24 protein-coding genes are annotated in these 26,045 nt (G+C 46.8%); 15 read left to right on the plus strand and 9 right to left on the minus strand.

Annotated features, from left to right (window positions below; translation table 11 throughout):
• Positions 1-67 precede the first annotated feature (67 nt).
• On the plus strand, positions 68-1,027 hold the full coding sequence (locus tag AC1XUF_RS12920; protein ID WP_483342216.1) for a 1-phosphofructokinase family hexose kinase: 960 nt from the start codon (positions 68-70) through the stop codon (positions 1,025-1,027).
• A gap of 67 nt (positions 1,028-1,094) precedes the next feature.
• Positions 1,095-2,156 (plus strand): NHL repeat-containing protein, encoded by a 1,062-nt coding sequence (locus tag AC1XUF_RS12925; RefSeq protein ID WP_483342217.1) that lies wholly within the window; start codon positions 1,095-1,097, stop codon positions 2,154-2,156.
• A gap of 22 nt (positions 2,157-2,178) precedes the next feature.
• On the opposite strand, the gene AC1XUF_RS12930 is transcribed toward AC1XUF_RS12925, so the two are convergent.
• Positions 2,179-2,904, minus strand: coding sequence for a hypothetical protein (locus AC1XUF_RS12930; protein ID WP_483342218.1), 726 nt, complete (start codon positions 2,902-2,904; stop codon positions 2,179-2,181).
• A gap of 195 nt (positions 2,905-3,099) precedes the next feature.
• Here AC1XUF_RS12930 and AC1XUF_RS12935 point away from each other — a divergent pair, with 195 nt between their 5' ends.
• Together AC1XUF_RS12935 and AC1XUF_RS12940 are read left to right on the plus strand one after the other, a co-directional pair.
• Complete coding sequence (locus AC1XUF_RS12935) at positions 3,100-5,430, plus strand: TonB-dependent receptor (protein WP_483342219.1); 2,331 nt, start codon at positions 3,100-3,102, stop codon at positions 5,428-5,430.
• Between the two features lie 35 nt (positions 5,431-5,465).
• Positions 5,466-6,020: a hypothetical protein gene (locus tag AC1XUF_RS12940; protein WP_483342220.1), complete on the plus strand. Its 555-nt coding sequence runs from the start codon at positions 5,466-5,468 to the stop codon at positions 6,018-6,020.
• 44 nt (positions 6,021-6,064) lie between these two features.
• Here the strand turns inward: AC1XUF_RS12940 and AC1XUF_RS12945 are convergent, their stop codons facing one another.
• On the minus strand, positions 6,065-6,475 hold the full coding sequence (locus AC1XUF_RS12945; RefSeq protein WP_483342221.1) for a Fur family transcriptional regulator: 411 nt from the start codon (positions 6,473-6,475) through the stop codon (positions 6,065-6,067).
• Positions 6,476-6,662: 187 nt separating this feature from the next.
• On the opposite strand from AC1XUF_RS12945, the gene AC1XUF_RS12950 reads away from it, so the two are divergent.
• Complete coding sequence (locus AC1XUF_RS12950; RefSeq protein WP_483342222.1) at positions 6,663-7,055, plus strand: MerC domain-containing protein; 393 nt, start codon at positions 6,663-6,665, stop codon at positions 7,053-7,055.
• Between the two features lie 3 nt (positions 7,056-7,058).
• Here AC1XUF_RS12950 and AC1XUF_RS12955 read toward each other — a convergent pair whose 3' ends face one another.
• A complete protein-coding gene (locus AC1XUF_RS12955) occupies positions 7,059-8,273 on the minus strand; it encodes a serine hydrolase (RefSeq protein WP_483342223.1) in 1,215 nt (404 codons plus the stop codon).
• Between the two features lie 154 nt (positions 8,274-8,427).
• Here AC1XUF_RS12955 and AC1XUF_RS12960 point away from each other — a divergent pair, with 154 nt between their 5' ends.
• Positions 8,428-10,146 carry an IlvD/Edd family dehydratase gene (locus AC1XUF_RS12960; protein ID WP_483342224.1) on the plus strand — a complete coding sequence of 573 codons (1,719 nt, stop codon included), beginning with the start codon at positions 8,428-8,430 and terminating at the stop codon, positions 10,144-10,146.
• 11 nt (positions 10,147-10,157) lie between these two features.
• Positions 10,158-10,952: an SDR family NAD(P)-dependent oxidoreductase gene (locus tag AC1XUF_RS12965; RefSeq protein ID WP_483342225.1), complete on the plus strand. Its 795-nt coding sequence runs from the start codon at positions 10,158-10,160 to the stop codon at positions 10,950-10,952.
• 5 nt (positions 10,953-10,957) lie between these two features.
• Here AC1XUF_RS12965 and AC1XUF_RS12970 read toward each other — a convergent pair whose 3' ends face one another.
• The 4 genes from AC1XUF_RS12970 to AC1XUF_RS12985 all read right to left on the minus strand — a co-directional run bounded on the left by AC1XUF_RS12970 (position 10,958) and on the right by AC1XUF_RS12985 (position 15,296).
• Complete coding sequence (locus AC1XUF_RS12970; protein WP_483342226.1) at positions 10,958-11,674, minus strand: hypothetical protein; 717 nt, start codon at positions 11,672-11,674, stop codon at positions 10,958-10,960.
• A gap of 75 nt (positions 11,675-11,749) precedes the next feature.
• Positions 11,750-12,343 carry a gliding motility lipoprotein GldD gene (gene gldD, locus AC1XUF_RS12975; protein ID WP_483342227.1) on the minus strand — a complete coding sequence of 198 codons (594 nt, stop codon included), beginning with the start codon at positions 12,341-12,343 and terminating at the stop codon, positions 11,750-11,752.
• 90 nt (positions 12,344-12,433) lie between these two features.
• Positions 12,434-14,275, minus strand: a complete 1,842-nt coding sequence (glmS, locus tag AC1XUF_RS12980) for a glutamine--fructose-6-phosphate transaminase (isomerizing) (RefSeq protein ID WP_483342228.1) — start codon at positions 14,273-14,275, stop codon at positions 12,434-12,436.
• Positions 14,276-14,489: 214 nt separating this feature from the next.
• Complete coding sequence (locus tag AC1XUF_RS12985; protein ID WP_483342229.1) at positions 14,490-15,296, minus strand: glycogen/starch synthase; 807 nt, start codon at positions 15,294-15,296, stop codon at positions 14,490-14,492.
• A gap of 207 nt (positions 15,297-15,503) precedes the next feature.
• On the opposite strand from AC1XUF_RS12985, the gene panC reads away from it, so the two are divergent.
• Positions 15,504-16,346, plus strand: a complete 843-nt coding sequence (gene panC, locus AC1XUF_RS12990) for a pantoate--beta-alanine ligase (protein ID WP_483342230.1) — start codon at positions 15,504-15,506, stop codon at positions 16,344-16,346.
• 59 nt (positions 16,347-16,405) lie between these two features.
• Here the strand turns inward: panC and AC1XUF_RS12995 are convergent, their stop codons facing one another.
• On the minus strand, positions 16,406-17,884 hold the full coding sequence (locus AC1XUF_RS12995) for a Gfo/Idh/MocA family protein (protein ID WP_483342231.1): 1,479 nt from the start codon (positions 17,882-17,884) through the stop codon (positions 16,406-16,408).
• Between the two features lie 248 nt (positions 17,885-18,132).
• Here AC1XUF_RS12995 and panD point away from each other — a divergent pair, with 248 nt between their 5' ends.
• From panD to AC1XUF_RS13015, 4 genes are all read left to right on the plus strand, one after another.
• On the plus strand, positions 18,133-18,483 hold the full coding sequence (gene panD / locus AC1XUF_RS13000; protein WP_483342232.1) for an aspartate 1-decarboxylase: 351 nt from the start codon (positions 18,133-18,135) through the stop codon (positions 18,481-18,483).
• A gap of 38 nt (positions 18,484-18,521) precedes the next feature.
• Positions 18,522-19,550 (plus strand): lysylphosphatidylglycerol synthase transmembrane domain-containing protein, encoded by a 1,029-nt coding sequence (locus AC1XUF_RS13005; RefSeq protein ID WP_483342233.1) that lies wholly within the window; start codon positions 18,522-18,524, stop codon positions 19,548-19,550.
• 84 nt (positions 19,551-19,634) lie between these two features.
• On the plus strand, positions 19,635-20,123 hold the full coding sequence (rfaE2, locus tag AC1XUF_RS13010; RefSeq protein ID WP_483342234.1) for a D-glycero-beta-D-manno-heptose 1-phosphate adenylyltransferase: 489 nt from the start codon (positions 19,635-19,637) through the stop codon (positions 20,121-20,123).
• 7 nt (positions 20,124-20,130) lie between these two features.
• Complete coding sequence (locus AC1XUF_RS13015) at positions 20,131-20,811, plus strand: zinc metallopeptidase (RefSeq protein ID WP_483342235.1); 681 nt, start codon at positions 20,131-20,133, stop codon at positions 20,809-20,811.
• 69 nt (positions 20,812-20,880) lie between these two features.
• Here AC1XUF_RS13015 and AC1XUF_RS13020 read toward each other — a convergent pair whose 3' ends face one another.
• The gene (locus tag AC1XUF_RS13020; protein WP_483342236.1) at positions 20,881-22,050 is read right to left on the minus strand and encodes an FG-GAP repeat domain-containing protein; all 1,170 of its coding nucleotides are present in this window, start codon (positions 22,048-22,050) and stop codon (positions 20,881-20,883) included.
• A gap of 157 nt (positions 22,051-22,207) precedes the next feature.
• Here AC1XUF_RS13020 and gcvT point away from each other — a divergent pair, with 157 nt between their 5' ends.
• Genes gcvT through AC1XUF_RS13035 form a run of 3 tightly spaced genes read left to right on the plus strand, consistent with a single transcriptional unit; the run spans position 22,208 to position 26,038 of the window.
• Positions 22,208-23,290, plus strand: a complete 1,083-nt coding sequence (gene gcvT, locus AC1XUF_RS13025) for a glycine cleavage system aminomethyltransferase GcvT (RefSeq protein WP_483342237.1) — start codon at positions 22,208-22,210, stop codon at positions 23,288-23,290.
• A 34-nt stretch (positions 23,291-23,324) separates the two neighbouring features.
• Positions 23,325-24,035, plus strand: a complete 711-nt coding sequence (locus tag AC1XUF_RS13030) for a 2-phosphosulfolactate phosphatase (RefSeq protein ID WP_483342238.1) — start codon at positions 23,325-23,327, stop codon at positions 24,033-24,035.
• Between the two features lie 20 nt (positions 24,036-24,055).
• Positions 24,056-26,038, plus strand: a complete 1,983-nt coding sequence (locus AC1XUF_RS13035; protein ID WP_483342239.1) for a hypothetical protein — start codon at positions 24,056-24,058, stop codon at positions 26,036-26,038.
• Positions 26,039-26,045 lie beyond the last annotated feature (7 nt).

The raw sequence follows: 26,045 nt of genomic DNA on the forward strand, positions 1-26,045 counted from the left end.
CGACGACAACGTCGCTTTTTTTCTTTTATTCGCATAAAAAACTCACTACTACTCTACTCTCTCACTTATGGCTACCGGACCAATTGTAACACTTACAATCAATCCCGCTCTCGACAAAAGCTCAAATGTGGCCCGCATTGTGCCTGACAACAAGTTACGATGCGGCACTCCCAATTTTGAAGCAGGGGGCGGAGGTATCAACGTAGCAAAAGCGATTCACCGTTTAGGTGGGAATCCGATTGCTATTTTCACGATTGGCGGCCCCACCGGACAGCGACTTCATAAACTTGTAAAAAGTGAAGGGGTGGAAACGATGGTCATAGAGACCAAACAATGGACGCGTGAGAATTTCCATGTATTGGAAACAAGTACGGGCTTTCAATACCGGTTTGGGATGCCAGGTACCGAAATGATGCCGACCGAAGTAAGATCCATCCTGGAAACGATGGAAGAATTTGATCCCAAACCTTCCTACATAATTGCCAGCGGGAGCCTTCCGCCAGGCGTTCCCGAAGATTTTTACGGGCAAATCGCCCAGATCGCACATAAACAGGGTGCCAAGTTTATAGCCGACTGCTCAGGCGACGCGCTTCGCTATGCTACTGAATCAGGTGTGTTCTTATTAAAACCGAACATTACCGAGCTCAGTGAATTGGTAGGTGTGGACAAACTTGAAATGGACGAGGTCGACGACGCTGCCCGTGCTCTAATTATTCGCGGACAATGCGAGATCGTGGTCGTGTCCATGGGAGCAATGGGCGCCATGCTTGTGACCGAAGACCAGGTGGAACACATCCCTGCTCCGCCTGTCCAGCCCAAAAGCACCGTCGGAGCTGGGGACAGTATGCTGGCCGGCATTGTCTGGACCCTATCTCAAGGAAAATCCTACCGTGAAGCAGTAAGAATGGGCGTCGCATGCGGAACTGCCGCTACCATGAACGCCGGCAGCGAGCTGTTCAGGATGCAGGATGTAAATCGTCTGATGGATTGGCTGAACCGTTACGGCAAACGATATTCGGCAAGCTGATTCAAATACAATCTTGCTTATAGTAAGAAAATGGGGGGGCGGCCTTTTTTGAAGAAAAGACTGAATCATGTCCGATATACAATCACGCCGCGAGTTCGGTAAAATCACTGCAATTGCCGCAGCAGCCCTTACATTTAAACCTTTTTACATATTGAACGCCAAATCAAGAGCTGACGGTGAAATCATCGGGCATGGCTCACATCGATATAAAGTCCACCAGGGATGGGGTAACCTGGACTCGTCTCAATTTCCAATCAACAATTGCCACGAAATGGTCCAGGACAGCAAAGGAAGGCTGATCATGGTGGGCGACGAAATCAAAAACAACATTCTGATCTATGACCGGTCGGGCAAACTGCTGGAAAGCTGGGGGCACGAATTTCCGGGCGGACATGGCCTTACGCTCTGGAATGCAAACGGAGAGGAGTTCCTATTCATCTGCGATCCTAACATAGGAAAGGTTTTCAAAACAGACCTGAAGGGAAAAATCCTGCTTACGATTGAGCATCCGTCGAAAGCAGGTGCGTATAAGGACACCGACGCATTCAAACCCACAGAAACTGCCATTGGACCGGATGGAACAATTTATATCGCAGACGGGTACGGATCACAATGGATTTTGAGATATAACCAGAAAGGAGAGTTTATTGACAAGTTCGGTGGCCCAGGTGATGGTGACAGCCAGTTTTCGACGGCTCACGGCATTACGGTGGATTACCGCGACAAAGCCAATCCTACCTTGCTCGTTACTTCCAGGGTTCACAATGCGTTCAAGAAGTTTACCCTCGACGGTAAGTACCTGAGCACCTTGTTTCTTCCTGGCGCATTTGTCTGCCGACCGGTTTTCAAAGACGATACACTTTATGCCGGGGTATGCTGGTCGCGTCTGCGCTACCTGAACCAAACACCTAACTCTGGTTTTGTGACGATTATCGATAAGAATAACAAAGTTGTTTCCAATCCGGGAGGTACAGCTCCTGAGTACCGAAATGGTGAATTGCAGCTGATGGTGCAGGAAAAGCCTATTTTTATGCATTGCCACGACGTTTGCATTGACAACGACCACAATATCTACGTGTGCCAATGGAATGCCAAAAAGACCTATCCGGTGAAGCTGGAAAGGGTTTAAACAGAATCCGGCGTTGGTCCGTTCAGCGGACCAGCCTGATCGTTACCCCATTTACAAGCATAGTACCGATCACCAAAATGCCATAGGCGGCACCAATGGACATCTCGGGAACGATCCAGGCCACCCCTATCAGGAAAGCGACAAAACCGTATCCGGCCAGCATTAATCCATATAAAATCCGCGCAGCCGCCACAGATCCCTGTTGCGCGTGCGTGAAAACCGCAAGGGTGGATGTCATGATCGGAAAGGGTGTTAAAATACCACTCCACGTAGGTCCGAGATAATCGGCAGCCTGAGTAAGCAATACAACAAAAAAGGTAGATACAAGCATTCTAAGCGGAATGTCGTATAAAGGTTGTTTCCTGACATCTCCGGTCGCCTTGGGTTTTGGGAAAAAATACAGGACTGCCGTCAGCACCGCCAAATTCAAACCAGCTGCAACCGGAAGAGAAACGTCTCGACCGATAGAAAGCACCGCTATCGCAAAATAAACAGCATAGCTGATCACCACCGTGGGTAACCATGAAAACCTTGGCGAGAGCATAGAATAGACGAGGGCGAACAGAATTGTTCCAATAGATCCAAGTAAAGCGGAAGTTACCGTAGATGCAGCAAAGGACGCACCATGTTCCAGCGCGATAAAAAACGAGATGGGGCCCGCTACCCACGGAAAACCGCCGATCCAGCCACCCAGCCCCTCTCCCCATTTTCTGACGGCCAAAGTTACAGCAGCTATCAGCGGCGGCATTAAGAGGATTTTGGCAAAAAGCAGGTCAGACAAAGTTCAAAAAGCAGGTAATAGACTGCAAATTTACGATCCTCTCGATAATAGGCCCTAAAAATGCGCAAATAGTTGCAGATTTTAATTGCAACATAGTTGCAATGATGCTATTTTTGCAACATTGTATCAAAAACGAATCGCCAGTTGAAAAAGTTGGCGTGCATGTACTCAATGAACCGGATCCTTCTCAGCTTTATATTTTCATGGATCATCGTCGATTGCTTTGGTCAAAAACATGAATGCGCCTGTTTTGTTAAAGGGATAGTGAAGGACCAGCATAGCGGACAGCCGGTTGTTGGCGCGACCGTTCTGATCACGGGACTGAATGCGGGCGTCTTTACAGATCATAATGGCCGGTACGAATTGCGAAACCTCTGCCCGGGCTCCTACATTCTCGAATGCAGGATTGTTGGCTATCAATCTTTCCAGCAAAAAGTTGACCTGACAGCAGGGCATGAAGAAAACTTCAATTTGCTTGAACAGGAAGTCCATTTAAAAGACGTAGAAATAACCGCTCATCGCACGGAAGCGCCATCTTCGCAGCCTCTCACCACGCTGTCGGGCATTGAGCTGGAAAAAACACGGGGACAGAACCTCGGTGAGAGCCTCAAAGGCCTGGCCGGTGTAACCACCTTACAAACAGGCTCTTCAATTTCCAAACCTGTCATTCATGGTCTGCACAGCAACCGTATCCTGATCATGAACAATGGTGTGCGGCAGGAAGGACAGCAATGGGGCTCCGAGCATGCCCCAGAAATCGACCCGTTTATTGCCACAAGGCTATCCGTTGTAAAAGGAGCTGCGGGCGTCCGTTATGGTTCCGATGCAATTGGCGGTGTGATATTGGTAGAACCCGAAGAACTTCCATTTAACAAGCCGATGAGCGGCGAAACCAATGCGGTGGGCTTTTCTAACGGAAAACAAGGCGTTTTATCTGGCACTTTGCAAGGTGGAATCACAGGATTCAAAGGATTTGGATGGAGGGCCCAGGGAACAATCAAAAGAGGTGGGAACATTAAGACTCCCAAATATTACCTCGATAACACTGGAATCAGCGAGAAAAACTTTTCGCTTGCGGCCGGTTACCGGCACGGCAGCTTGGGCATTGACCTGTTTTATAGCAGGTTCGACACCAGGATCGGTATATTTTCTGGCTCACATATCGGCAGCGTCACCGATTTATTGAATGTGATCAAAAATGGGGAGCCGTTTGTGAAATCAGGATTCAGTTATGAGATCGGGCGGCCTAATCAGAACGTTACCCACGACCTTTTGAAAGCCGAAACGCATTACCATTTTAAGGATGGGAACCGTTTTCAATGGACGATTGCGAGGCAGATAAACGACCGGAATGAATACGACCTGCATCGCCCGCGAAACGATTCCCTCGCTGCACTGAACCATCCTGAACTCACATTTAAGCTGACCACATTAACCAACGATGTGCTGTGGGACCATAAACCTATTGCGGGCAAAATCGCCGGACAGGTAGGTGTGAGCACATTTTATCAGTATAACCTGATGGATGGCCGACCATTGATACCCAATTTTAACCAGTTCAATATCGGGCTTTTCTGGATTGAACGCTATGTGAAAAATGGCTGGGAATTGGAAGCGGGAGTAAGATATGATTACCGAACATTGAAAACCTACAGGATCGTAAGTCGTGAAAAAGTGTCCAATGCATTCCAATTCGCTAATTTTTCGGGAACATTGGGAGCAACCCGAAATTTCTCTGACCGCTTTTCTGCAAGATTGAATGTAGGTACAGCCTGGCGCGCCCCCAATGTGAGCGAGCTGTTCAGCGACGGCGTACACCACGGTGCGGCTGCATACGAGAAAGGCGATGCAACGCTCCAATCCGAAAAGGCACTGAACACTATTGGGAGCGTGAAGTACGCAGATGCCCGCTGGGCGGTGGAGCTGGGCGGCTATTACAATTACATTTCTGATTTCATCTACCTGAAACCCCAGCCTGAACCGATACTGACCATCCGCGGCGCTTTCCCTTATTTTAAGTACACCCAAACGGACGCTTCTTTTAAGGGGATTGATCTGTCGGCAAGTTGGGAATTTGTAAAAAGTGCGACCATTTCCAGCAAGCTAAGCTATCTGCGGGTTTACGACCAGAGAAATAACAATTATCTGGTGATGATACCGCCAAACAGGCTGGACAACCAGATGAAGTACGAAATTCCGGATCGCGGAAAACTGCATCAGGTTTTTATTTCTATCGGAAACCTGTATGTAGCCCAGCAAAAAAGGGTACCTCCGGCATCCGATTTTCTTCCGCCGCCGAAAGCCTATTCCCTTTGGAGCCTGCAAGCGGGAACTACACTGAAAGTCTCCGACAAACAACAATTGGAAATAGGTATCGGCATTCAGAACCTTTTCAATGCGGTGTATCGGGACTATCTCAACCGGTTCCGGTATTACGCCGACGATATGGGTCGCAATACATCCTTACGCCTGAAATGGAAATTTGGAGCCTGAAAAATTTATCAATACAATCAATAAACCTGTTACTTATGAAAATGACCCGCAATTTGGTATGGATGCTGCTGGTCGGCACCACCGTTGCTTTTACGCAATGTAAAGATTCAGGAGAGGCCCTGACGCCAGACGACGAAAATGAGCTGGTCACTTCCGTAACGCTCAAATTTACTGAGGAAGGAACCTCGACTGTAAGTTCATTCTCTTATAAAGATGCAGACGGGGATGGCGGAAATTTGCCTACGAAATTTGACACCATTGCATTAAAACCAAATAAAACTTACACCATGGCCATTGAGCTACTCGACGAAAGCAAAACGCCCGTTAGTGATATTACGGCCGAAGTAAGCAAGGAATCGGATGAACATTTATTCATCTATACCGCATCCCCTGCCGCCTTGCTGACCTATACGTATGGCGATAAGGATGTTAACAATTATCCGATTGGGTTAACGGGAAAAGCAGTAACGGGGGCTATGGGAATTGGAAAGCTCACCGTTCAGCTGCGTCACCAGCCTGGTGTGAAAAATGGCACGCCTGTGCCTGGAAGCGATGATGTGAACCTGAATTTTAATTTAAAAATCCAGTAACTCAGAATGGTTTGTGAAATGGACTTAGACCTGTTTCACAAACCTCAATTACATTTCGGGCAAACACCCTGAATCAGCAGATTGAAATTTTCGGCATGGTAACCGGCTGGAAGTTGTATTGCCGGAATGTGAAGGGTTTCCAGACAATTGGTTTCTCCGCATTCGCTGCATTTGAAATGGATATGATCGTGCTGGTGTTTTTCTTCGGAGCAACTGTGCGAACATAAGGCGTAGCGCAGGCCCTCATCGTCCAGCACTTTGTGGATGATCCCTTTTTCGAGGAAAGTTTTCAGCGTGCGATAGATGGTTACGCGATCATAATTTTCTCCCAAGGCCCCTTCAAGATCACCATGAGAAAGCGCATTCTTTTTACTAATAAACGTAGAGAGCACGTCTTCCCGGCAGGTTGTAGTCCGCAAATGGTGGCCTTTCAGCGTTTCTCTTAACTGGTCCATTGTCTCCAATCGTTTGATGGTTCGTCCTTTTGTAAACCTTTCCGACCAAAGTTAAGTTCTAACTCTTACAATTTCCAATTCTTTTGTATTTGAGTAAAGAAAGAGAATTGTACGTGCGAAATATTTTGCAACTCGGTTGCAACTACCGCCAAATCGTGTTATTTTTGCAACATCATTGTATCTACAAATGAAAGAAGCACATTCACATAGTAAGGCCGACTACATTGGAATTCTGGGTTCCGTGCTCTGCATTGTACACTGCATGCTGATGCCTGCATTGGCATTCAGTTCTACGGTTTTATCCCATCACGCACATACCGGTCTTCGCTCGCTTGACTATCTGTTTATATTGATCAATGGCCTGGCCGTTTACTATGCAACGCGTAATCATAAATCTTTACCGCTGGGAATTTTGCTTTGGGGAGCGCTGACTTTGTTTTCAGCTTCACTGATTTTTGAAGGAAAGCATTTTATCTTTTCCTGGCTGGGCTATGTGGGCTCCGCCCTGCTGATCATCGGGCATTTTATCAACCTTTACATTTGCCAGATCGCGCCGCGGCTAAAAATGAAGGTTTCCTGAATTTTATTTGTCGTATTCGACTTCAAATCTTCCCAGATCCGGACGTACCGGACGCTTGCGACTTAGCTCGTATTCAAAGAAAGTCTTGCCCAAGCCCGCCATAAAGGGCAACCCGATGGTGTCATAATCGTACTTGTCGTCATTGAAGATCTCGTCGTCGTTACAATAGATAACGGCAGTCAGCATAAACTCAATACCCTTTTCGAAATCAGCGATATATGCGTTGTCTAGTAAGAAACCATAAGCGTCACCACTCTTGTTGAACAGCCGGATATGGCGGGGAAGCCTGGTTTTGGTGGCCCCGAACATCAGAAATTTGACATATCCGTCGTAATAATCGTCGGTATAGCTGGCCGGAAAATCCGTTTCCACCGGAAACTGCGACATGTATTGGTAAATGAACTTATAATCGTCAGGAGTTAAGTTAAATCTTTCGCTCGCAGGGGCCTGGTCAGGAAAAAAAAGCACTTTCAGCACCCGGTGCTGCTCTTCCAGCGGGAAAAAGTTTTTGGTGGTAAAATCAAATGGCTCATTCACCAAAACCCCATTTTTCATGTAGCCTTTGCCCATGAGGATCTTCTCAGGCGCTTTGTACTCCTTATCATTGTATCTGGCAGGCTGATCGTAAACTACCTTCCCATCTTTTTCAAACCGGATCGGATTGGTATACCGGTTATTCTCATGCCCAATCGGCGATTCCAGCCTGTGTACGATACGTGCATTGACAAAACTTTTCTTATGAAGACTATCATTGAATTCCTGCTGGCCGATGAATTCATATAACCGGTTAAAAGCGTCATTGTCACTAGCCAGGAGTATTTTCTTCGCATAATGTGCAACCGACGGCAAACCGCTTTCAGCAGAGGTATCTTTCTCGGCTTTTGTTTGCTCCGGCCTGTCTGCGCCGGTAAGCATGGGCGTGTATTTGTCGATGCCTAGCTTATTTAACTTTTCAAATGCAAGCGCAACGGCGGGTAGCTTTACCGTGCTGGCCGGATAAAAATACTCTGAGTTGTTGACCCGGTACCCATGGGTCGTGAAGTGGGGTTCATTCTTCTTGTTTCTGTCAATGCGCGTATACAGAATCTGTACCCTGTATTTATCTGGCTTATTAAGTATTTCGGAGAACCTTTCGGGGTGTTTTTTCAGCAATCTTTCAATAAAACCATCAGCCTGGAACTGCGCAATAGAGGGGAATGCAACAAGTGTTAAAAGCAAGCAGGGCAATAGTTTATGAACTCTGAGCAAAATCATGGACAATACCTGGCACGTGTAAAACGAAGATACAATATTTATTTTAAAGGGTTAACGGAATTATATTTTACTGAAAACGGCCTTTACTTAATTGAATTTAAATCATGGCGAAGAAATAATGGAAGAAAATAAATTGCGAAGCAGGGACTGGTTTGGTAAATCGGGCAAGGATGGTTTCATATACAGGGCATGGATGAAGAATCAGGGCTACCCCGCCGACGAATTCGACGGCCGCCCGGTGATCGGAATTTGCAATACATTTTCGGAACTGACGCCTTGCAACGGCCATTTTCGGGATCTCGCCGAATCGGTAAAACGCGGGGTTTGGGAAGCAGGCGGTTTCCCTCTGGAATTCCCGGTGATGTCGCTAGGCGAAACATTGATCAAGCCTACGGCTATGCTGTACCGAAACCTGGCAAGTATGGACGTGGAAGAATCCATCCGCGCCAATCCGATCGATGGTGTGGTATTGCTTTGCGGATGCGACAAAACAACGCCCTCTCTGGTGATGGGCGCCGCGAGTGTTGACATTCCTACCATTGTGTTATCAGGCGGACCTATGCTCACCGGCAAATACCGGGGCAAAAACATGGGTACCAGCGACGTTTGGCGATTCAGCGAGCTATATAGAAAAGGCGAAATGACGCAGGAAGAATTTACGACTTCCGAAGCGTGTATGGCCAGGAGCAACGGGCACTGTGCGGTGATGGGAACGGCATCGACTATGGCTTGTATGGTAGAATCGCTTGGCATTACATTGCCTGGAAATGCAGCCATCCCGGCGGCGGATTCACGGCGGAAAGTGCAGGCACATTTGACGGGCCGCAGAATTGTGCAAATGGTGAAGGACGACTTGCGCCTGTCCCATATTTTGACCAAAGAAGCTTTCGAAAACGCGATTATGATCAATGCGGCCATCGGCGGATCTACCAATTTTGTGATCCATTTGCTGGCGATTGCGGGAAGGATTGGGGTGGATCTTACGCTCGATGATTTCAATGTGCTTTGTAAAAATGTGCCTCTGCTGCTCAATTTGCAGCCTTCCGGCGGATATTTTATGGAAGATTTTTACTACGCGGGCGGGTTGCCGGTGGTCATCAAAGAACTTAGCTCGATCCTGCACCAGGACGTGATCACGGCGAATGGTAAAACCCTGGCCGAGAATTGCAGCAATGCTGAATGTTTCGATCCGGAAGTCATCGGCTCGCTGGCGCAACCGATCAAAGATTTTACAGGATTGGCCGTCGTGAAAGGTAACCTCTGTGAAAATGGCGCGGTGATCAAACCTTCGGCATCGTTGAAACCCGAGTTAATGCAGCACCGGGGTAAGGCAGTGGTTTTTGAAGATATCGACGATTACAAAGCCCGGCTGGATGATCCTGAGCTGGATGTGGATGAAAACAGCATCCTGGTACTGAAGAATGTCGGACCGAAAGGTTATCCTGGCATGCCGGAAGTAGGCAATATGTCCCTTCCCAAGAAGCTGCTGGCACAAGGCGTGATCGACATGATCCGCATTTCGGACGGAAGAATGAGCGGCACCGGATTTGGAACAGTTGTTTTGCACGTTTCACCGGAAGCAGCTGTAGGCGGTACCCTGGCGTTGGTTCAGGATGGGGACATCATTGAGCTGGATGTGGAGAACCGGAGTCTGAACCTGGAAGTCTCGCCGGAGGAACTGGCGCGTCGGAAGGAACTCTGGAAACCGCTGGATCTGGGTTACAACCGCGGATACGTTAATCTTCATATCCAACACGTACTGCAGGCGCATGAAGGTGCGGACCTAGACTTTTTAAAAGGTGGTTCGGGAGATAAGGTGGCAAGAGATTCACATTGACCTAATTGAAAATGAATAACCAACTTTTTAATAGCCAGGTCGCGGTCATTACCGGGGCGGGGCAGGGAATTGGATTTGAAATAGCACGCCAGCTCGCTTTCCAGGGTGCTGGCGTCATTCTTAACGACGCAGACGAAGCGCTCGCTGCTGATGCTGCCCGAAAAATCCGGGAGGAGGGCGGAAATTGTATCGCCTTCGCTGGTGATGCGGCGAAACCCGAGATCATTGACGGAATGGTTGAAGAAGCAGTCAAATGCTTCGGTAAATTAACCATATCTGTTGCGAATGCTGGGATTACGCTCTTTGGAGACTTCTTCGAGTACCCCATTGCCAGCCTTCAAAAAGTCCTGGAAGTAAATTTAATGGGTTCCTTTTTACTCACCCAGGCAGCTGCCAGGCAAATGCGGAAGCAGAAATCAGGCGGGCGGATCTTATTGATGTCATCGGTGGTTGGTCATCAGGCACACCAATTTCTGGGTGCATATGCCATGACCAAAGCAGGATTGGAAATGCTGGCAAAAAATCTTGTCCTCGAACTTTCGCCATACGGGATTACCATTAACACGGTGGCTCCCGGTGCTACTTTGACTGAGAGGACATTAGCAGAAGATCCAACCTACCCCAAAATCTGGTCGGCGATCACGCCGATGGGACGACCTGCTATTTGTGAGGATATCGCCAACGCAGCACTTTTCATGCTTTCACCACACTCCGGGCACATTACCGGACAAAGTCTGGTTGTAGATGGGGGGTGGACTTCGGTAAGCCCCCTTCCCGATCTTAGTAATCTGGAGTTAAAAAAGTAACGCTATTATTCTCCTAGCCGTCCTGAGAACAACTGGGCCTCCAGGTCGTCGATATTACCGTCTTTACTCAGGAACAATTCCCGCGGCTTTGAAGAAGCGGCGGGTGTGACGGTCATAAAAGTCCTGTACTGCTCATCGGAGATAATTTTTAATGATAGCGCCCTTTTCAGTACCATTGGGAAAGGAACTTTGAAAAAATTAGCAATATCAGAAGCAAGGAAGTCGGGAATTTTAGAAATATCATCCCTGAAAAACGTCTCGACTTCTTTGTAGGGAAGCAGTGCCTCGAAAATGAGTTGCTCAGAGCGGGCGGCAAGGGATGTAGTGCTTGCATACAAGGTGTGCAACCCCAAAGAAACAGTAAGCAAGTGAATATGGTAATTCCGCTCGTTGATTTCCGAAGCGGCATTTACAAAGACCCAGCCTTTCTGACGATATATAGCCGAAAAACCTTTAAAAGAAGGATCCACATGATGTAGCTGTGCAATTTTTACTCCCTCTGGATAAGGCAACTTATGACCGATCTGATGAACAATATCCTGTGCATAAGAAATATCAGCGACTTCACCAGCTGGTTCTATCATCCAGTCGCCGTTTACTAAACCTTCGAATAGCTGATCCGCGACCCGCCGGCTTTCCACCTGTCCAAGTTGCAGGACGACCCTGTTTCCTCGAACCGAAAAATCGAGAAGAAGCTGGTTTTTGGGTTGCTTTTTAGCCATTTTGTTGATGTTGTTGAGGTGAGAGACCCCAAAGATAATGCCTTCCTGATTTCACTCCAACTACCTATACCAATTTTATCTCCATTCCAGTGTTGTCAGCAATCTCACCATATCTTTCTGAAGGTAGTCGATTACTGGGGCCAGGGAGTCGTTTTTGATGGCAGTAGGAAAGTAAATGGCTCCTCTCAAAAAATGAACGGTACTGTCGGTAGTATAAAACTGGTACGGGCTTGGCACATCTCCCTCGATCTTGAATATCATGGCGGTGAGTCCGGCCGGCGTCAGGATTTTCTGTTCCTGGATAGAGGACGCGCGTATCTGATGTTTGACTGTCAGCTTGTAACTATCATCAATGAAGGCTTTTAGCTTCGCCGGATCGTTTTGGACCGGTTTATAGGTGATCTGGATATTTGCTTTAAAGCGGGGATAATTAATAAAAATCCAGTCTTTACCAGCCATTGCAAAAGTGTCGGGAACGACCTCAGCATATTTGGAAACTTCAAATGTATAGGGATGTTGCCCCACCAGCTTTTGATAATGATGGCCTGGCAGGTCTATCCTGTTGTAGCCCTTTGGCTTTGGTATATAACCCTGACTTTCTTTTTTACAAGAAGAAAAAATAAGTAAGGCTAAAATCTGAACAAATAAGTGGCGGGACGGCTTAAACATAAAGTTTGAATTCTCGCGGTGATGCATTGCGCAAAGCTAACGAAAACCGTGGTTCATTATTTCCAATTTCAAGCCGTCCCAATGCCCGATTTATTCAACCGTAACCGATTTGGCAAGATTCCGAGGCTGGTCCACATTCCGGCCGCGCATCACTGCAATATAGTAGGACAGCAATTGCAAGGGAATCACGGAGACAAGCGGTGTGAGGATTTCATGTGTTTCAGGCACCTCGATAACGAAATCCACCATTCCGGGAATCAGTTTATCGCCTTCCGTAACGATTGCTATCACCCTCCCCTTACGGGCCTTTACTTCCTGGATGTTGGAAACAATCTTTTCGTACGAGCTATCTCTGGTTGCCAGGAAAACCACCGGCATATCTTCATCGATCAGCGCAATCGGTCCATGTTTCATTTCAGCGGCAGGGTAGCCTTCTGCGTGGATATAGGAGATCTCTTTCAGCTTCAGAGCCCCCTCGAGTGCGACCGGAAAATTCAGTCCACGCCCCAGGTAAATAAAATTTCTGGCATAGGTAAAGATGAACGCGATTTCCTTGATTTTAGAGGCATTGACAAATACGCTCTCGACTTTTCCCGGAATGTTTTCCAGCTCGATGAGCAATTCCCTGTAGGTTTCCTCCGTAATCGTGCCCTTCCTTTTTGCGGTTGCAATAGCCATCAATGTTAAAACGGTAACCTGCGCAGTGAATGCCTTGGTACTTGCGACGCCGATCTCGGGGCCTGCATGTGTGTACGCACCTGCGTTCGTTGCACGCGCAATAGACGACCCCACCACATTGCAAACACCAAAAATAGTCGCGCCCTTGGATTTGGCCAGTTCGATCGCTGCGAGCGTATCCGCTGTTTCGCCCGACTGCGAAATAGCAATAACAATATCATTTTCCCTGATTACAGGATTTCTGTACCTGAATTCCGATGCGTACTCCACCTCCACATTGATCCTCGCCAGTTCTTCGAACAGATATTCGGCAACTAGCCCGGCATGCCACGAGGTACCACAACCGACAATCACGATCCTTTCGGATTCCGCAAGCTTATCGAGGTAATTACTTAGCCCTCCCAATTGTAAATGGGCATCTTCAGCGCGCAACCTCCCCCGCATACTGTCACCAATCGATTTGGGCTGCTCAAAAATCTCTTTGATCATGAAATGATCATAACCACCCTTTTCGATCGTTTCCAACTCCATTTCAAGTTTCTGAATGTACGGGATCGTCTCGGTATCATTATTCAGGTTCTGAATGCTCAACTTGCCTTCGTTTATCACGGCCACTTCGTAATCATCCAGATAAACTACGTCTTTGGTGTATTCGATGATCGGCGTCGCATCCGAGGCGAAAAAGAACTCCTGCTCTCCCACTCCGATCACAAGCGGGCTTCCTTTTCTGGCTGCGATCAATTGCCGGGGATGATCAGCCGACAACACGACGATGGCGTAAGCCCCAACTATTTCTTTCAATGCCAGTTTAAGGGCCGCTTCCAGGGTGCCACCCGTCTCAATCTGAATATCCTCGATAAAGTGAATCAGGACTTCTGTGTCCGTTTCGCTCAGAAAAATGTGCCCCTTTTTGATCAAATTTTGTTTGATGGCGGCATAATTCTCAATGATACCATTGTGGATGATGGACAAGCGCCGATTATTGGAAAAGTGTGGATGTGCATTCGTATCGTTTGGCTCTCCGTGAGTGGCCCATCTCGTATGCCCAATCCCAATTGTGGCACTGATCTGTTTGCCTGAGAGCTCGGATTCCAGATCTGACACCTTCCCCTTCTTCTTGTAAATATTCAATTTCCCCTTTTCCAGCAGCGCGACACCGGAGCTATCGTAACCACGGTATTCCAGACGTTTGAGACCCCTAAGGATCAAAGGCAATGCCTCTCTATTTCCAACATAAGCTACTATTCCGCACATATTTTTGCCAGTATGATGTTTAAGTGTATGTTATAACAGCGGCAAATAAATGCTAATCTATATTGGCTAACAAGTCAATTTTTAATTTAATACTAAAAAATATCCTATCTAATCAAAGTGTTCGAACACATATAGTTATTTATTTTCAAAGTGCAGACACAAAAAAACCGGCGATTTAGAGATCGCCGGTTTTTTTGTGCCTGATATATGGATTTCAATTCATCAGGTCTGTGTACAAATTATAATACGACTCTGAGAATTTTTCCTCGTGCTCATCCAGTTCGACACGTTTAGGAGCACTATTGAAAATTTCGTTCAGACTATCGCTGCAGTGGTCATCAGCTTTAAGAACCGCATCTGCATAAGCACATCCGATTTTTACAAAACCTTCAAAATCGGCTGAATGCAAATGCGCAAGTGCCTCGTCGCTCACATCCATTGCTTTCGCTTTGCTTTGCAAGTCCGCATCAAATTTGTAGTCGAATGCGTTGTTGTGCACTGTAAATACACTCTTTGTATCCTTAAACATCGGATCGTTGCGATAGGTTGTTTTCAGGTATAAGGGAATCAATGCCGTCATCCAATCATTGCAATGCACCACGTCGGGAGCCCATCCTAATTTTTTAACTGTTTCCAGAACACCTTTACAGAAGAAAATCGCACGCTCGTCGTTGTCGTCGAAGAAGTTATTCTCTTTATCGAAGAAAACAGATTTACGGTGGAAATAATCGTCATTGTCTATAAAATAAACCTGCAGCTTCGCATTGGGAATGGAGGCAACTTTGATGATCAGAGGCTTTTCTTCATCTCCTACAGTAATATTGATTCCTGACAGTCGAACTACTTCATGAAGCCGGTTTTTACGCTCATTAATAAGACCAAAACGCGGGACAAGTATCCTGATTTCTGCACCGCGTTCCTGCATTGCCTGAGGAAGTTTCCTAACATAATCAGCAACATCAGTGGTTTGGAGGAAGGGATTGATTTCACTGGCTACATACAAAATTCGTAGTTTCTCCATAGATCTTTTAGCAGTTTGTGAAAAAAAGTTTTGCAAAATTATACAAAAAAAATCGCAATTTCAAAAGATATTCCAAACTAATTGTCATATTGCGCCCAGTTTGGGAATCTTCATTCCAAAATGTTCGCTAATCTGACTGCAGGCACGGTTTTAAGTAAGTAAAGCAGCAAGATCAGTTTGGTTACTCCCTCAGATTTTACTTTTTAAATGGAAGTATTTACTTCGGTCCGAGGTCTTCGGACTTATCTTAATTCCCAAGCTCATCAACAAAAAACAACAGGCCTTGTCCCTACCATGGGCGCACTGCATGAAGGCCATATTTCATTGATCGAAGCTTCTAAACGGGAGAACGACATCACAGTTTGCAGCGTTTTCGTGAACCCCGCCCAATTCAATAACCCTGAAGATCTGCTCAAATATCCGCGGACACTCGAACAAGACCTGGATATGCTTGAAAAGGCGGGTTGCGATGCGGTTTTTGCCCCTGCTGTTGAGGAAATGTACCCGGAGAAGCCGGTTTTGACATTCAATTTCGGTTTACTCGAAAGTGTGATGGAAGGGTCGTCCCGTCCGGGCCACTTCAATGGGGTCGGAATTGTGGTTTCCAAGCTCTTTAATATGGTCAACCCCCGTCGCGCATATTTTGGCCAGAAAGACTTGCAGCAGGTAGCTGTGATCCGGCAAATGGTCAGCGATTTGTCGTTCAATCTGAAACTGGTGATTTGTCCTACTGTGCGCGAAGATGACGGACTGGCTATGTCTTCGCGAAACAGAAGACTTGGTGAGGACGAGAGAAGAATTGCTCCCCACATTTTCAAGATCCTTGAATCTGCCAAGAATCAGCTGCTGCGTGGCAGTACAATTGCAGAAACGATTGGATTCGCCAGAAAGGAATTCTCGATGCTTGAAGCGTTTACGCTTGACTACTTTGAGGTCGTGGACCTTAAAACGTTACAATCTATCGAACAAATCGGCCCTGAAGGTACCAATGCAATTTGTGTCGCGGTTTTTCTGGGTCCGGTAAGATTGATCGATAACCTGGTTTTTTAGCAAAAAGACCTTGCAGGTTTGAAACACCTACAAGGTCTGTATACACCAGTCAGTGCTGTCTACGACAGCTTCCAGTCGCCGCGGTATTTGCGTTTCACGAACTGATTGGCTTCGTCGAAGTTTGTGATTTTCATATTCGTACCATCCCACAATAGCTTTTTACGCCCAGGATAGTCAAATCCCTTGCCGTCGGCCCGGGCCTGGCGCAAGTTATAGCTGCGGATACCCAGGTTACCCATGATAACCGTTTCGGTCAATGGTCCTGAATAGTCGAATGACGAAGTAAGCGCCTTATGCTCTTTGCTGTTGAACCCGGCTTTACAGGCGTCCGACCATGCAACATGGTGGCCAAACTCAGGCATGGTTGTATACTTGTTACCAAAATCACCCTGCTTGTATTCCAGCTTGGTACCGTCTTTCAGGTATACTTTCGGATTGATACCATAAGTTCCGCAAGTCATTACGCCTTTTTCTCCAATCAACAACACCCCATTACTGCTGTCTGGCTCTCCAAGAGGGTCATTTGCCGGGATCAACTCGGGGTGGAACGGGCGGAGGCCACCATCATGCCAGGTAAGTGTTACCTCCGACTTATTGATTTTATTGGCAGGGAATTTCAATTGTACCCGCGATGAAGGTGGACAGCCTTCCGGGATGTATTCAGGGGTCCAGTCTTTAATGAACACCTGGCCCACACTACATTCCAGTTCGGTTGGATACCCCAGGCCAAGCGTGCGGAACGCCGGATCGATCAGGTGGCAACCCATATCACCCAGTGCACCGGTACCGAAGTTCCACCAACCTCTCCATTTGAATGGGTGCCATGCCGGATTATAGTCGACCCACTCGGCTGAGCCTACCCACAATTCCCAGTCAAGATCCGCTGGCACCTCAAATTTCCCAGTTGGTACGGGGATACCTTGCGGCCAAACCGGGCGGTTTGTCCAGACATGTGCTTCATGCACGTTGCCAATTAACCCTTTGCTAAACCATTCCTTCATTTGCACCTGAGCAGGATTGGACGCACCCTGGTTACCCATTTGGGTGACAACTTTATATTTCCTGGCAGCTTCGGTCAACGCCCTTGCCTCGTAAATATCGTGCGTCAGCGGTTTCTGAACATACACGTGCTTGCCTCTTTGCATGGCGGCCATCGCGATAATCGCGTGCATATGATCGGTTGTGGAAACGGTTACCGCGTCGATATCCTTTTCCATTTCGTCGAACATTTTACGAAAATCCTTGTATTTTTTGGCATCGGGATGCAGTTCAAAATTTTTCTTGACCTGTGCCTGGCTCCAGTCCACGTCACACAATGCTACCAGATTTTCAGCTCCTTTGTTCCAGGCGTTATTTGTGTCAGAAAATCCTTTGCCTCCCACACCGACACCTGCAATATTCAATTTGTCACTCGGGGCACGATAGCCTTTACCTAAAACGTGGCGGGGGACTATAAAAAAACTGCCAATTGCTGCTGCCGTTGTCTTTTGTAGAAAGTCCCGGCGGTTAACATCTTTCGGTTTATTTCCTTCATTCATCGGATTTGATAAAAGTATAAGTGGACAATACTAGATTAAAGCACCTTGGTTTTAAATATTACTTAATGACATTAAATAGCGCTTAAATATAAGGATCTTCCCAGAAGCAGTGCGGCCTATTAAGAGATGTTTTCGCCCCGAAGCCCTTTGGAACAATAAGGAGAAGCGGGATGTTTTGAAGGCTGGGTATTATTCCTGTAACTTTGGGGGATAATGCATTTTATAATCTCGACCTATATTCACGGGTAATGCAAATAACAGTAATGAAATCGAAGATTCACCGGGTTAAAGTGACTCAGGCTGAATTGAACTACGTAGGCAGTATCACAATTGATGAAGACTTAATGGATGCTGCCGGGTTGATCGAAAACGAGCAGGTACATATTGTCAACAATAACAATGGTGAGCGTTTTGTAACCTATGTTATCAAAGGGGAAAGGAATTCGGGCATGATCTGTCTCAATGGAGCAGCCGCCCGGAGAGTGCAAATCGGGGACATCATTATTATTATTGCATATGGTAGCATGAGCCAGGAAGAAGCCAAAACTTTCAAACCTATGGTTGTCTTCCCAGACAGCAATAACCATCTGGTCAACTAATCTGCTTATTTAATAACACTGCACTTTATTCAGAAGATATGAAAAACGTTTTGCGTTACACGATTTCGCTTGTCCTGGCCGGTGGGCTCCTATGGTTTGTATTCAAAGATATAAACCTGACAGAAATGCTCGACCGCTTTGCGAAATCCGACTGGCGCTGGATTGCCGTTTCATGTTTTTTTCTGATGTGCGCTCATGTGACGAGGGCTTGGCGCTGGGGAATGCTGATGGAACCCCTGGGTTACAAACCTGGACTTTTGAACAGTTCGGTGTCTGTTTTGACGGGTTACTTTGCCAATTACATTGTACCCCGTATGGGCGAAGTGACCCGCTGCGGGACGCTTTACCGCCTGGAAAGGATACCTGTTAATCTGAGCTTTGGTACTGTAGTGGCCGAAAGGATTTTTGATGTCTTAGTCCTGCTGATCATGATCGGGCTGAACTTTATTTTTGAATTTGATCGTCTGAGCACATTTTTCACCGATTTTCTGCAAACTAAAGTCGGAAAAAGTGATGGTGGCGGCAACGGGCTTTTGTGGGTATTACTGGGTTTTCTGACAGTAGCCATTCCTGTTGCCATTTATACCATCGGGAATAAAGAAAAAAGAGCAAAGCTAATGCAGAATAGTCTGGTCAATAAAATTGCCACGTTCGCCAAAGGCATGCTGGAAGGCCTGTTGAGTGTTCGCAAGCTTAAAAACCCGGGGCTGTTTATCCTGAGCACCATCGCGATCTGGGTGTTTTATTATCTGATTTCGTACGTACTGTTTTTCTGTATTCCGGAAACCTCTAACCTCGGCCCACTTGCCGGATTGACCTTACTCGTTGTAGGTGCAATTGGTATGACTGCACCGACACAAGGTGGAATTGGGGCATATCACTTGCTGGTAGGCAATGTGATGATCCTTTACGGACTTTCGCATAACGACGGCATTACCCTCGCGACTTTTATCCACGGCACCCAAATGGTCTTTATGTTAATGATTGGGGCACTTGCTTTTTTATACGTTTTAATCCAGAACAAAAAAGAAGTAAGCGAGCCGGAGGGGATTTCAGCCGGAAATTAATTTTATCCGCTTTCAATAGTCCCGGGGAATGGAAACTTAGTATGTTACCATATTAATTCCTCAAAATCCTATATCGGTTTAACAATGAATTTCACGGAAAGCAAAATCCTTAGATTAGAAGAAGCCATACCTACGATCGAAGATTGGCAGCGCGCAGGACAGAAAGTGGTATTCACCAACGGCTGTTTTGATATCGTGCACCTTGGTCATATAGATTATCTGGAAAAGGCGCGTGCACTTGGCGACAGGCTTGTGCTCGGGCTCAATACGGATGCCTCAGTTAGCAGATTAAAGGGCCCCTTGCGCCCGGTTGTCAATGAATATGCCAGAGCGAGGCTGATGGCAGCGTTATCTTTCATCGATGCTGTCATTTTGTTCGACGAGCCGACGCCAAGTCAGTTGATTGAAGCCGTAAAACCTGACATTTTGGTCAAAGGAGATGATTATACCATAGAAAATATTGCTGGCGCAGATTTTGTTTTGGGTAAAGGAGGTGAGGTAAAAACAATAGCCCTGGTAAAGGGTTACTCTACGACCGCACTGATTGAAAAGATAAAACAAGGTTATAACTAAGTTAGCTATGATAGGTGCATATGTAATTGGTGGTATTGTGATGCTTGTGAGCTTTTACGTGCAATGGCGTCTCAAAAGTAAGTTCGAAGAATATTCGCAGGTTGGCTTAAGCAATGGAATGAGCGGGAAGGAAATCGCTGAAACCATGCTTCGTGAAAACGGAATTTATGATGTAAGGGTTGTTTCAGTAGAGGGAAGGCTAAGCGATCACTATAATCCTCAGGACAAGACAGTGAACCTAAGCCCTGATGTTTTTTACGGTAGAAGTGTGGCCGCGGCAGCGGTAGCTTCCCACGAATGCGGGCACGCGGTGCAGCATGCAACCGCTTATAGCTGGCTGCAATTTCGCTCTCAAATGGTTCCTTTTCTGAGTATTGCTTCGCAGTATATGCAATGGATCATTCTTGCGGGGATTTTTATGATTAACACAACCATTATTCCTCTGACAATCGGAGTGGCGTTGTTTGCTGCGACTACTTTATTCAGCTTCATTACGTTACCCGTTGAATATGATGCTAGCAACAGGGCTCTTGCCTGGATCCAGAAAAACCGGATAGTGACGGAACGGGAATATGCCATGTCGGCCGACGCGTTGAAATGGGCCGCACGTACATATCTGGTAGCTGCCATTGGTTCTTTGGCAACGTTGCTTTATTACGTAAGCATTCTTATGGGCCGCAGGGATTAACCAAATATCAAATCTAAAATCAAAATGGGAGGCGAATGCCTCCCATTTTGATTTTATTTACACCCCAATTCACCTCTTTCTTTGATTCCAATATACCACCAGGTTATGGGTCGCCCGTCCCGAGGCAATAATATCCAGGTCACCATCGCCATCCAGATCCGCCGGCAAAAGGTCTTCGCAAGCAATTTTGATCTTTTCGTCAAGCGTATATTCCTGCCATTTTTTCCCTTCCGGATCTGAGCCAACATAAATCCTTACCCCTGTTTCGCCAGTTACGTTCGGATTGCGCCAGCCCATTACAATCTGGTCCCTGCCCTGGCCAAAGAAATCAGCGCACGCCAGTGCATGCCCTTCCTTAATTCTCTCCGTTAAAACAGTACGGCTATCCTTGGAATAAACAACCAGCGAGTTTCCATGCATCGGCTCAATGGTTGCAGTAAAAAGCTGATTTTTACCCAAACTCCCCGTCCTGACCTCCCCTACCCCCTTATCGGCAACCATCCAGTTACCAGAAGATACCCAGCCATCTGCCCCATTTAAAAACACCTGCACGCCTTCCTTACCTGCTATTGAAAGACCCAAAAGCCTGCCCGGAACCTCCATCGGCTGCAGATTGTGGGTCATGTGCATATTGGTTTCCAATAGCTCATATCCCCAGATCCCATTTCTATTTTCAGGTACATCAAACACAATCAACTTTACACCTGCGCCCTCACCGCCTGTATTTCCTTCTCCGTGTAAGGGCAATACAGCGAGCTGGAATGCGCCGTCAGCTTTTCTGATCCATTGCATTCTATGAATGGTTACCTCGTGGTGCAAGCGTACAGGTTCCCATTCCTGCATGCGATCATGCGGGGCCATCAGGTAAAAAACAGCTCCCGATTGCTTCACATTCTTTGTTTCTGAGGGATTCCACTGTGCCCCGACCGCTACCTCCACTTTACCATCCCCATCGATATCTCTTGCCGCAATGCAAACATTATCATGCTCCGTCAGCTCTTTCGCGATGATGTATCTCGTCCACGGCCTGTCCTTTTTCCCAGGATTTTTATACCAGACGATTTCCTTTTTGTCTGCCAATAAAATATCCGTTTTTCCATCACCGTCAACATCCCCTGCAGCCACGCCATATCCGATGCTGATTTTATCGTCTATCGCCTCTCCAATGAAAGTAGCCGTTTGAGAAAAGGCCCCCGCTGAAATAATAAGGGCGGTAAAAAGCAAAAATTGTTTCTTCATGTCTGCGGATCTTGCCGGGTTTAGCTATAAAAGTTTTCGCCTATTTTTTCACAATATACTTCAAAATACTGTCCTCCTGCCTCAAACAACACTTTTTTGTGGGGCTTTCCTTGCCTTTGCATACTTTTGTAAATTCATCTGAACCTATTCATCATACATGAGAACTGTCCCTTTACATCTTGTCCATATTCAATTTGGAGCCAAAATGGTACCCTTCGCAGGATTTGAAATGCCTGTACGTTATACTTCGGACCTGGATGAGCATCACACTGTAAGAAATAATGTAGGCGTTTTTGACGTATCCCATATGGGAGAGTTCAGCGTGAAAGGACCAAAAGCATTGGAACTCATCCAAAAGGTCACTTCCAATGATGCAGCCAGCTTGTATGACGGGAAAGTGCAGTATGGCTACCTGCCCAACGCCACCGGCGGGATAGTGGACGATTTACTGGTTTACAGGATCAGCGAAGACAATTATATGCTCGTAGTGAATGCCTCCAACATCGAAAAAGACTGGGATTGGATCCAAAGCCAGAATACAGAAGGAGTGGAAATGGAGAACCTTTCTGATGCAACTTGCCTTTTCGCGGTGCAAGGACCCAATGCGGCAGCTACCTTGCAAAAGTTGACCGAAGTAAACCTGGCTGCGATGGAATATTACACGTTTCAAATCGGCAGGATGGCTGGAATCGAGGATGTGATCATTTCAGCGACCGGCTATACTGGCGCTGGTGGCTTTGAGATATACGTAAAAAATGGAGATGCCGAAAAAATGTGGGATGCTATTTTCGAAGCAGGTGCGGAATTTGGGATCAAGCCGGTCGGGCTTGGCGCAAGGGACACTTTAAGGCTGGAAAAAGGATTTTGCCTTTATGGAAACGATATTGACGATACTACATCTCCTTTGGAGGCGGGGCTTGGCTGGGTTACCAAGTTTTCCAAAGACTTTATCCATGCCGATGAATTGAAAAAACAAAAAGAGGCTGGCCTGAAAAGAAAGCTGGTGGGCTTTGAAATGATTGACCGTGGCATTCCAAGAGGACATTATGAATTATGTGATGCCGAAGGAGCTAAGCTGGGGGAAGTAACTTCCGGGACCCAATCCCCAACTTTGCAGAAAGGAATTGGCATGGGCTATGTACCTTCGGCCTACAGTAAGCCGGATACCGAGATTTATGTAAAAGTCAGGGATAAATTATTGAAAGCCAAAACAGTAAAACTACCTTTCGTAAAAAATTAACTTACCAAATCCCTATTTCGTTTCGATCCAAAATATGAAACAACTTGATGTTTGCCTTACACCGGATTTACTTCATTTACATAAACTTGATAACTCTATTGTTGTTGTTGCCGACGTTTTCAGAGCTACTTCCTGCATGGTAACAGGCCTCGCGTACGGCGTAAAAAGTATTACTCCGGTTGCCAGCATCGAAGAATGCAAATTTTTACAGGATAAAGGTTTCATCGCCGCTGCCGAACGGGACGCCCGAAAAGTGGAAGGTTTTGATTTGGACAATTCCCCGTTCAGCTACATGAATGAGCGATTGATCGGTTCTCAAATCGCAATGACGACGACCAATGGGACGTTATCAATCGCAAAAGCCAAAGCATCGGCAGTGAAAGTAATGATCGGATCTTTCCTCAATCTGGGCGCATTGGCCAATCATCTCAGATCGGAACCCTATGATGTCCTGGTACTTTGTGCAGGCTGGAAGGGAAGGCCAAATCTGGAAGATACACTTTTTGCCGGGGCTCTTGCCGACGCACTTAAAGACCAGTTTATGTTGCTGGAAGACGGAACATTGATGGCACAGCGATTGTATGACCAAAGCCACGATAACTTGATCGCGAGTGTATCTAATTCATCACACGTGAGGCGTTTGCAACGCTTGGGCATACAGAAGGACATCTCCTATTGTCTACAAAAAGATTTGTATGACATTGTGCCGGTACTGAGAGGAACTACCTTGGTAGCAATGAATTAACACACCCATATTCGACTTACATGCTCAGATTCTTCTTCATTTTCCTTTTCGGTTTACTTTTTCTTTCGAGTCACGCCGACGCCCAGCGAAGGGCAGCGTCACCCCGAAGACAGATCCTTGACCCTAAAAACAGGGCAGCGGCGCCAGCCTTACAGCAACCTGCACGAGATACAGCAACCCCTCAAATACCAGTACAGGTTGGCACTCCGAAAGCAGACACGACTAGCAGCACCGATTCTTCAAATGTTCCGGAAAATGAGACGGGGCAGTCCAAGGATATCGTAACAGAAAAAGAAGCAGAAGAACGGCTGGAAAAGGCTGCGAAGCCCGCCGCCGACAGCATTCGCTCCTACAAAATCATCGTTGAGGACATCTCGTATCTGTCCGTTTGTCCGGGAACAACGATTACCATTCCCTTTAAAACCGAAGGTCCTTTCGACGAAGACAATACCTTTATTGCGCAAATGATCGATGCCAGCGGTAAGACAATCCCCATTTCTCTCCCTTTCAAAAAGAGCCCGGTGAAAGCCGTTATTCCATCTTATAAAATCGGGGGAGAGGTATACAGGCTTCAAATTGTCAGCTCTATCCCTGTAGTAAGAAGCCAGGAAGTTCCTATCCGGTTGTTACAGGCACCCGCCGCAAGAATCGAATTTGCTGACGGCACACAATCAACCAGGATTATGCCCGGGCAGGAGGCACACCTTCGGGTAAGCCTGACAGGCGCAGCGCCCTGGTCCTTCCTCTTATCCGACAGTACGATTGTGCATCAGACATTGTCCAACCCACACTATCTCACTGTAAAACCCAAAGATGTTAAAGCTTATAAAGTAGCAGGCGTTTCCAATGCCTGTGGCAGCGGAGTTAGCTCGGGAGAAGCAATTGTAAATGTCAACAACAATCCAGAGCCGAAACTCGAACTCAAAGAAACTGAGAAAATAGCAAAACTTTGCAGCGGAGTTCCATTTCAGGTTCCTTTTAATGCAACAGGAAAATACAAAGAGGGTAATCACTTCGTCGTCCAAATTGCGGAAAGAACCGGAGCTTTTAAAACCATATCTTCCCCTGATACAAGTGGATATATCAATACGGAAATCCCTTCTACTTACAAGCCGGGTGAATATCGGCTGCGGGTAACCTCTTCGGCTCCATATCTGGTCAGCCAGACCACGAATGTCACGATCGTTTCGCCCACAGTCACGGTTTTGCAAAAAGATTCGTTGCGTCTGGGAGAAAACGAGTCGGGCGAACTTACTTTGAAATTCACCGGCGGCGGCCCTTGGTTTGTGCTGCTTTCAGACGGCACCTATGAAAATAACATTCAGGAGTCTCCTTACAAGATCAAGATCAAACCACAGTACGACACGAACTACCAGATCACTTCCGCAGGCGGCCTGTGTGGTGTCGGCAAGTTCTCGGGCTCTGCGAAAGTATCCGTTAAAAGCGCTCCGGCGAGTATTACTTTGGAAAAGCTGCCTCAAAACATGGTATGCGCAGGGTCGACCATCCAAATCCCCTATAAAACCGAGGGGCGGTATAATCCGGGAAACAAGTTTGTAGCGCAAATGACCGATAAATCCGGACGCTTTGTGAACCTGCCGACGACGGTTACTCCAACGGCCATGCAGGTAAAAATATCGGCCTTAGCGCAGGGCGACACGCTGAGAACACAGAAAATCAGGATCATTTCTTCATCACCCGCTGTTTCCAGCGCTATTGAAGAAATAAATGTTATCGCACCCGACAGGGCGATAGGTGAAGTGTCCGGAAGGGCCACAATTACGGCAGGCAGAACGACAAGGATACAATTGAAATTCAAAAACGGCCTTCCTCCCTGGTCATTCACCTTATCGGACGGCACTGCAATAAACGGCACTTTTCTTAATCCTTACCTGATTTCCGTTTCACCGACTTCAACGACCGAATACACGATCAGCTCGTTAAAAAGTGGCTGTGGTACTGGCACCGGCAAGGGATCTGCTATTGTTACTGTTGACAATTAGGGTTGCA

Source organism: Dyadobacter sp. HNCC25DJ185, assembly GCF_056895195.1.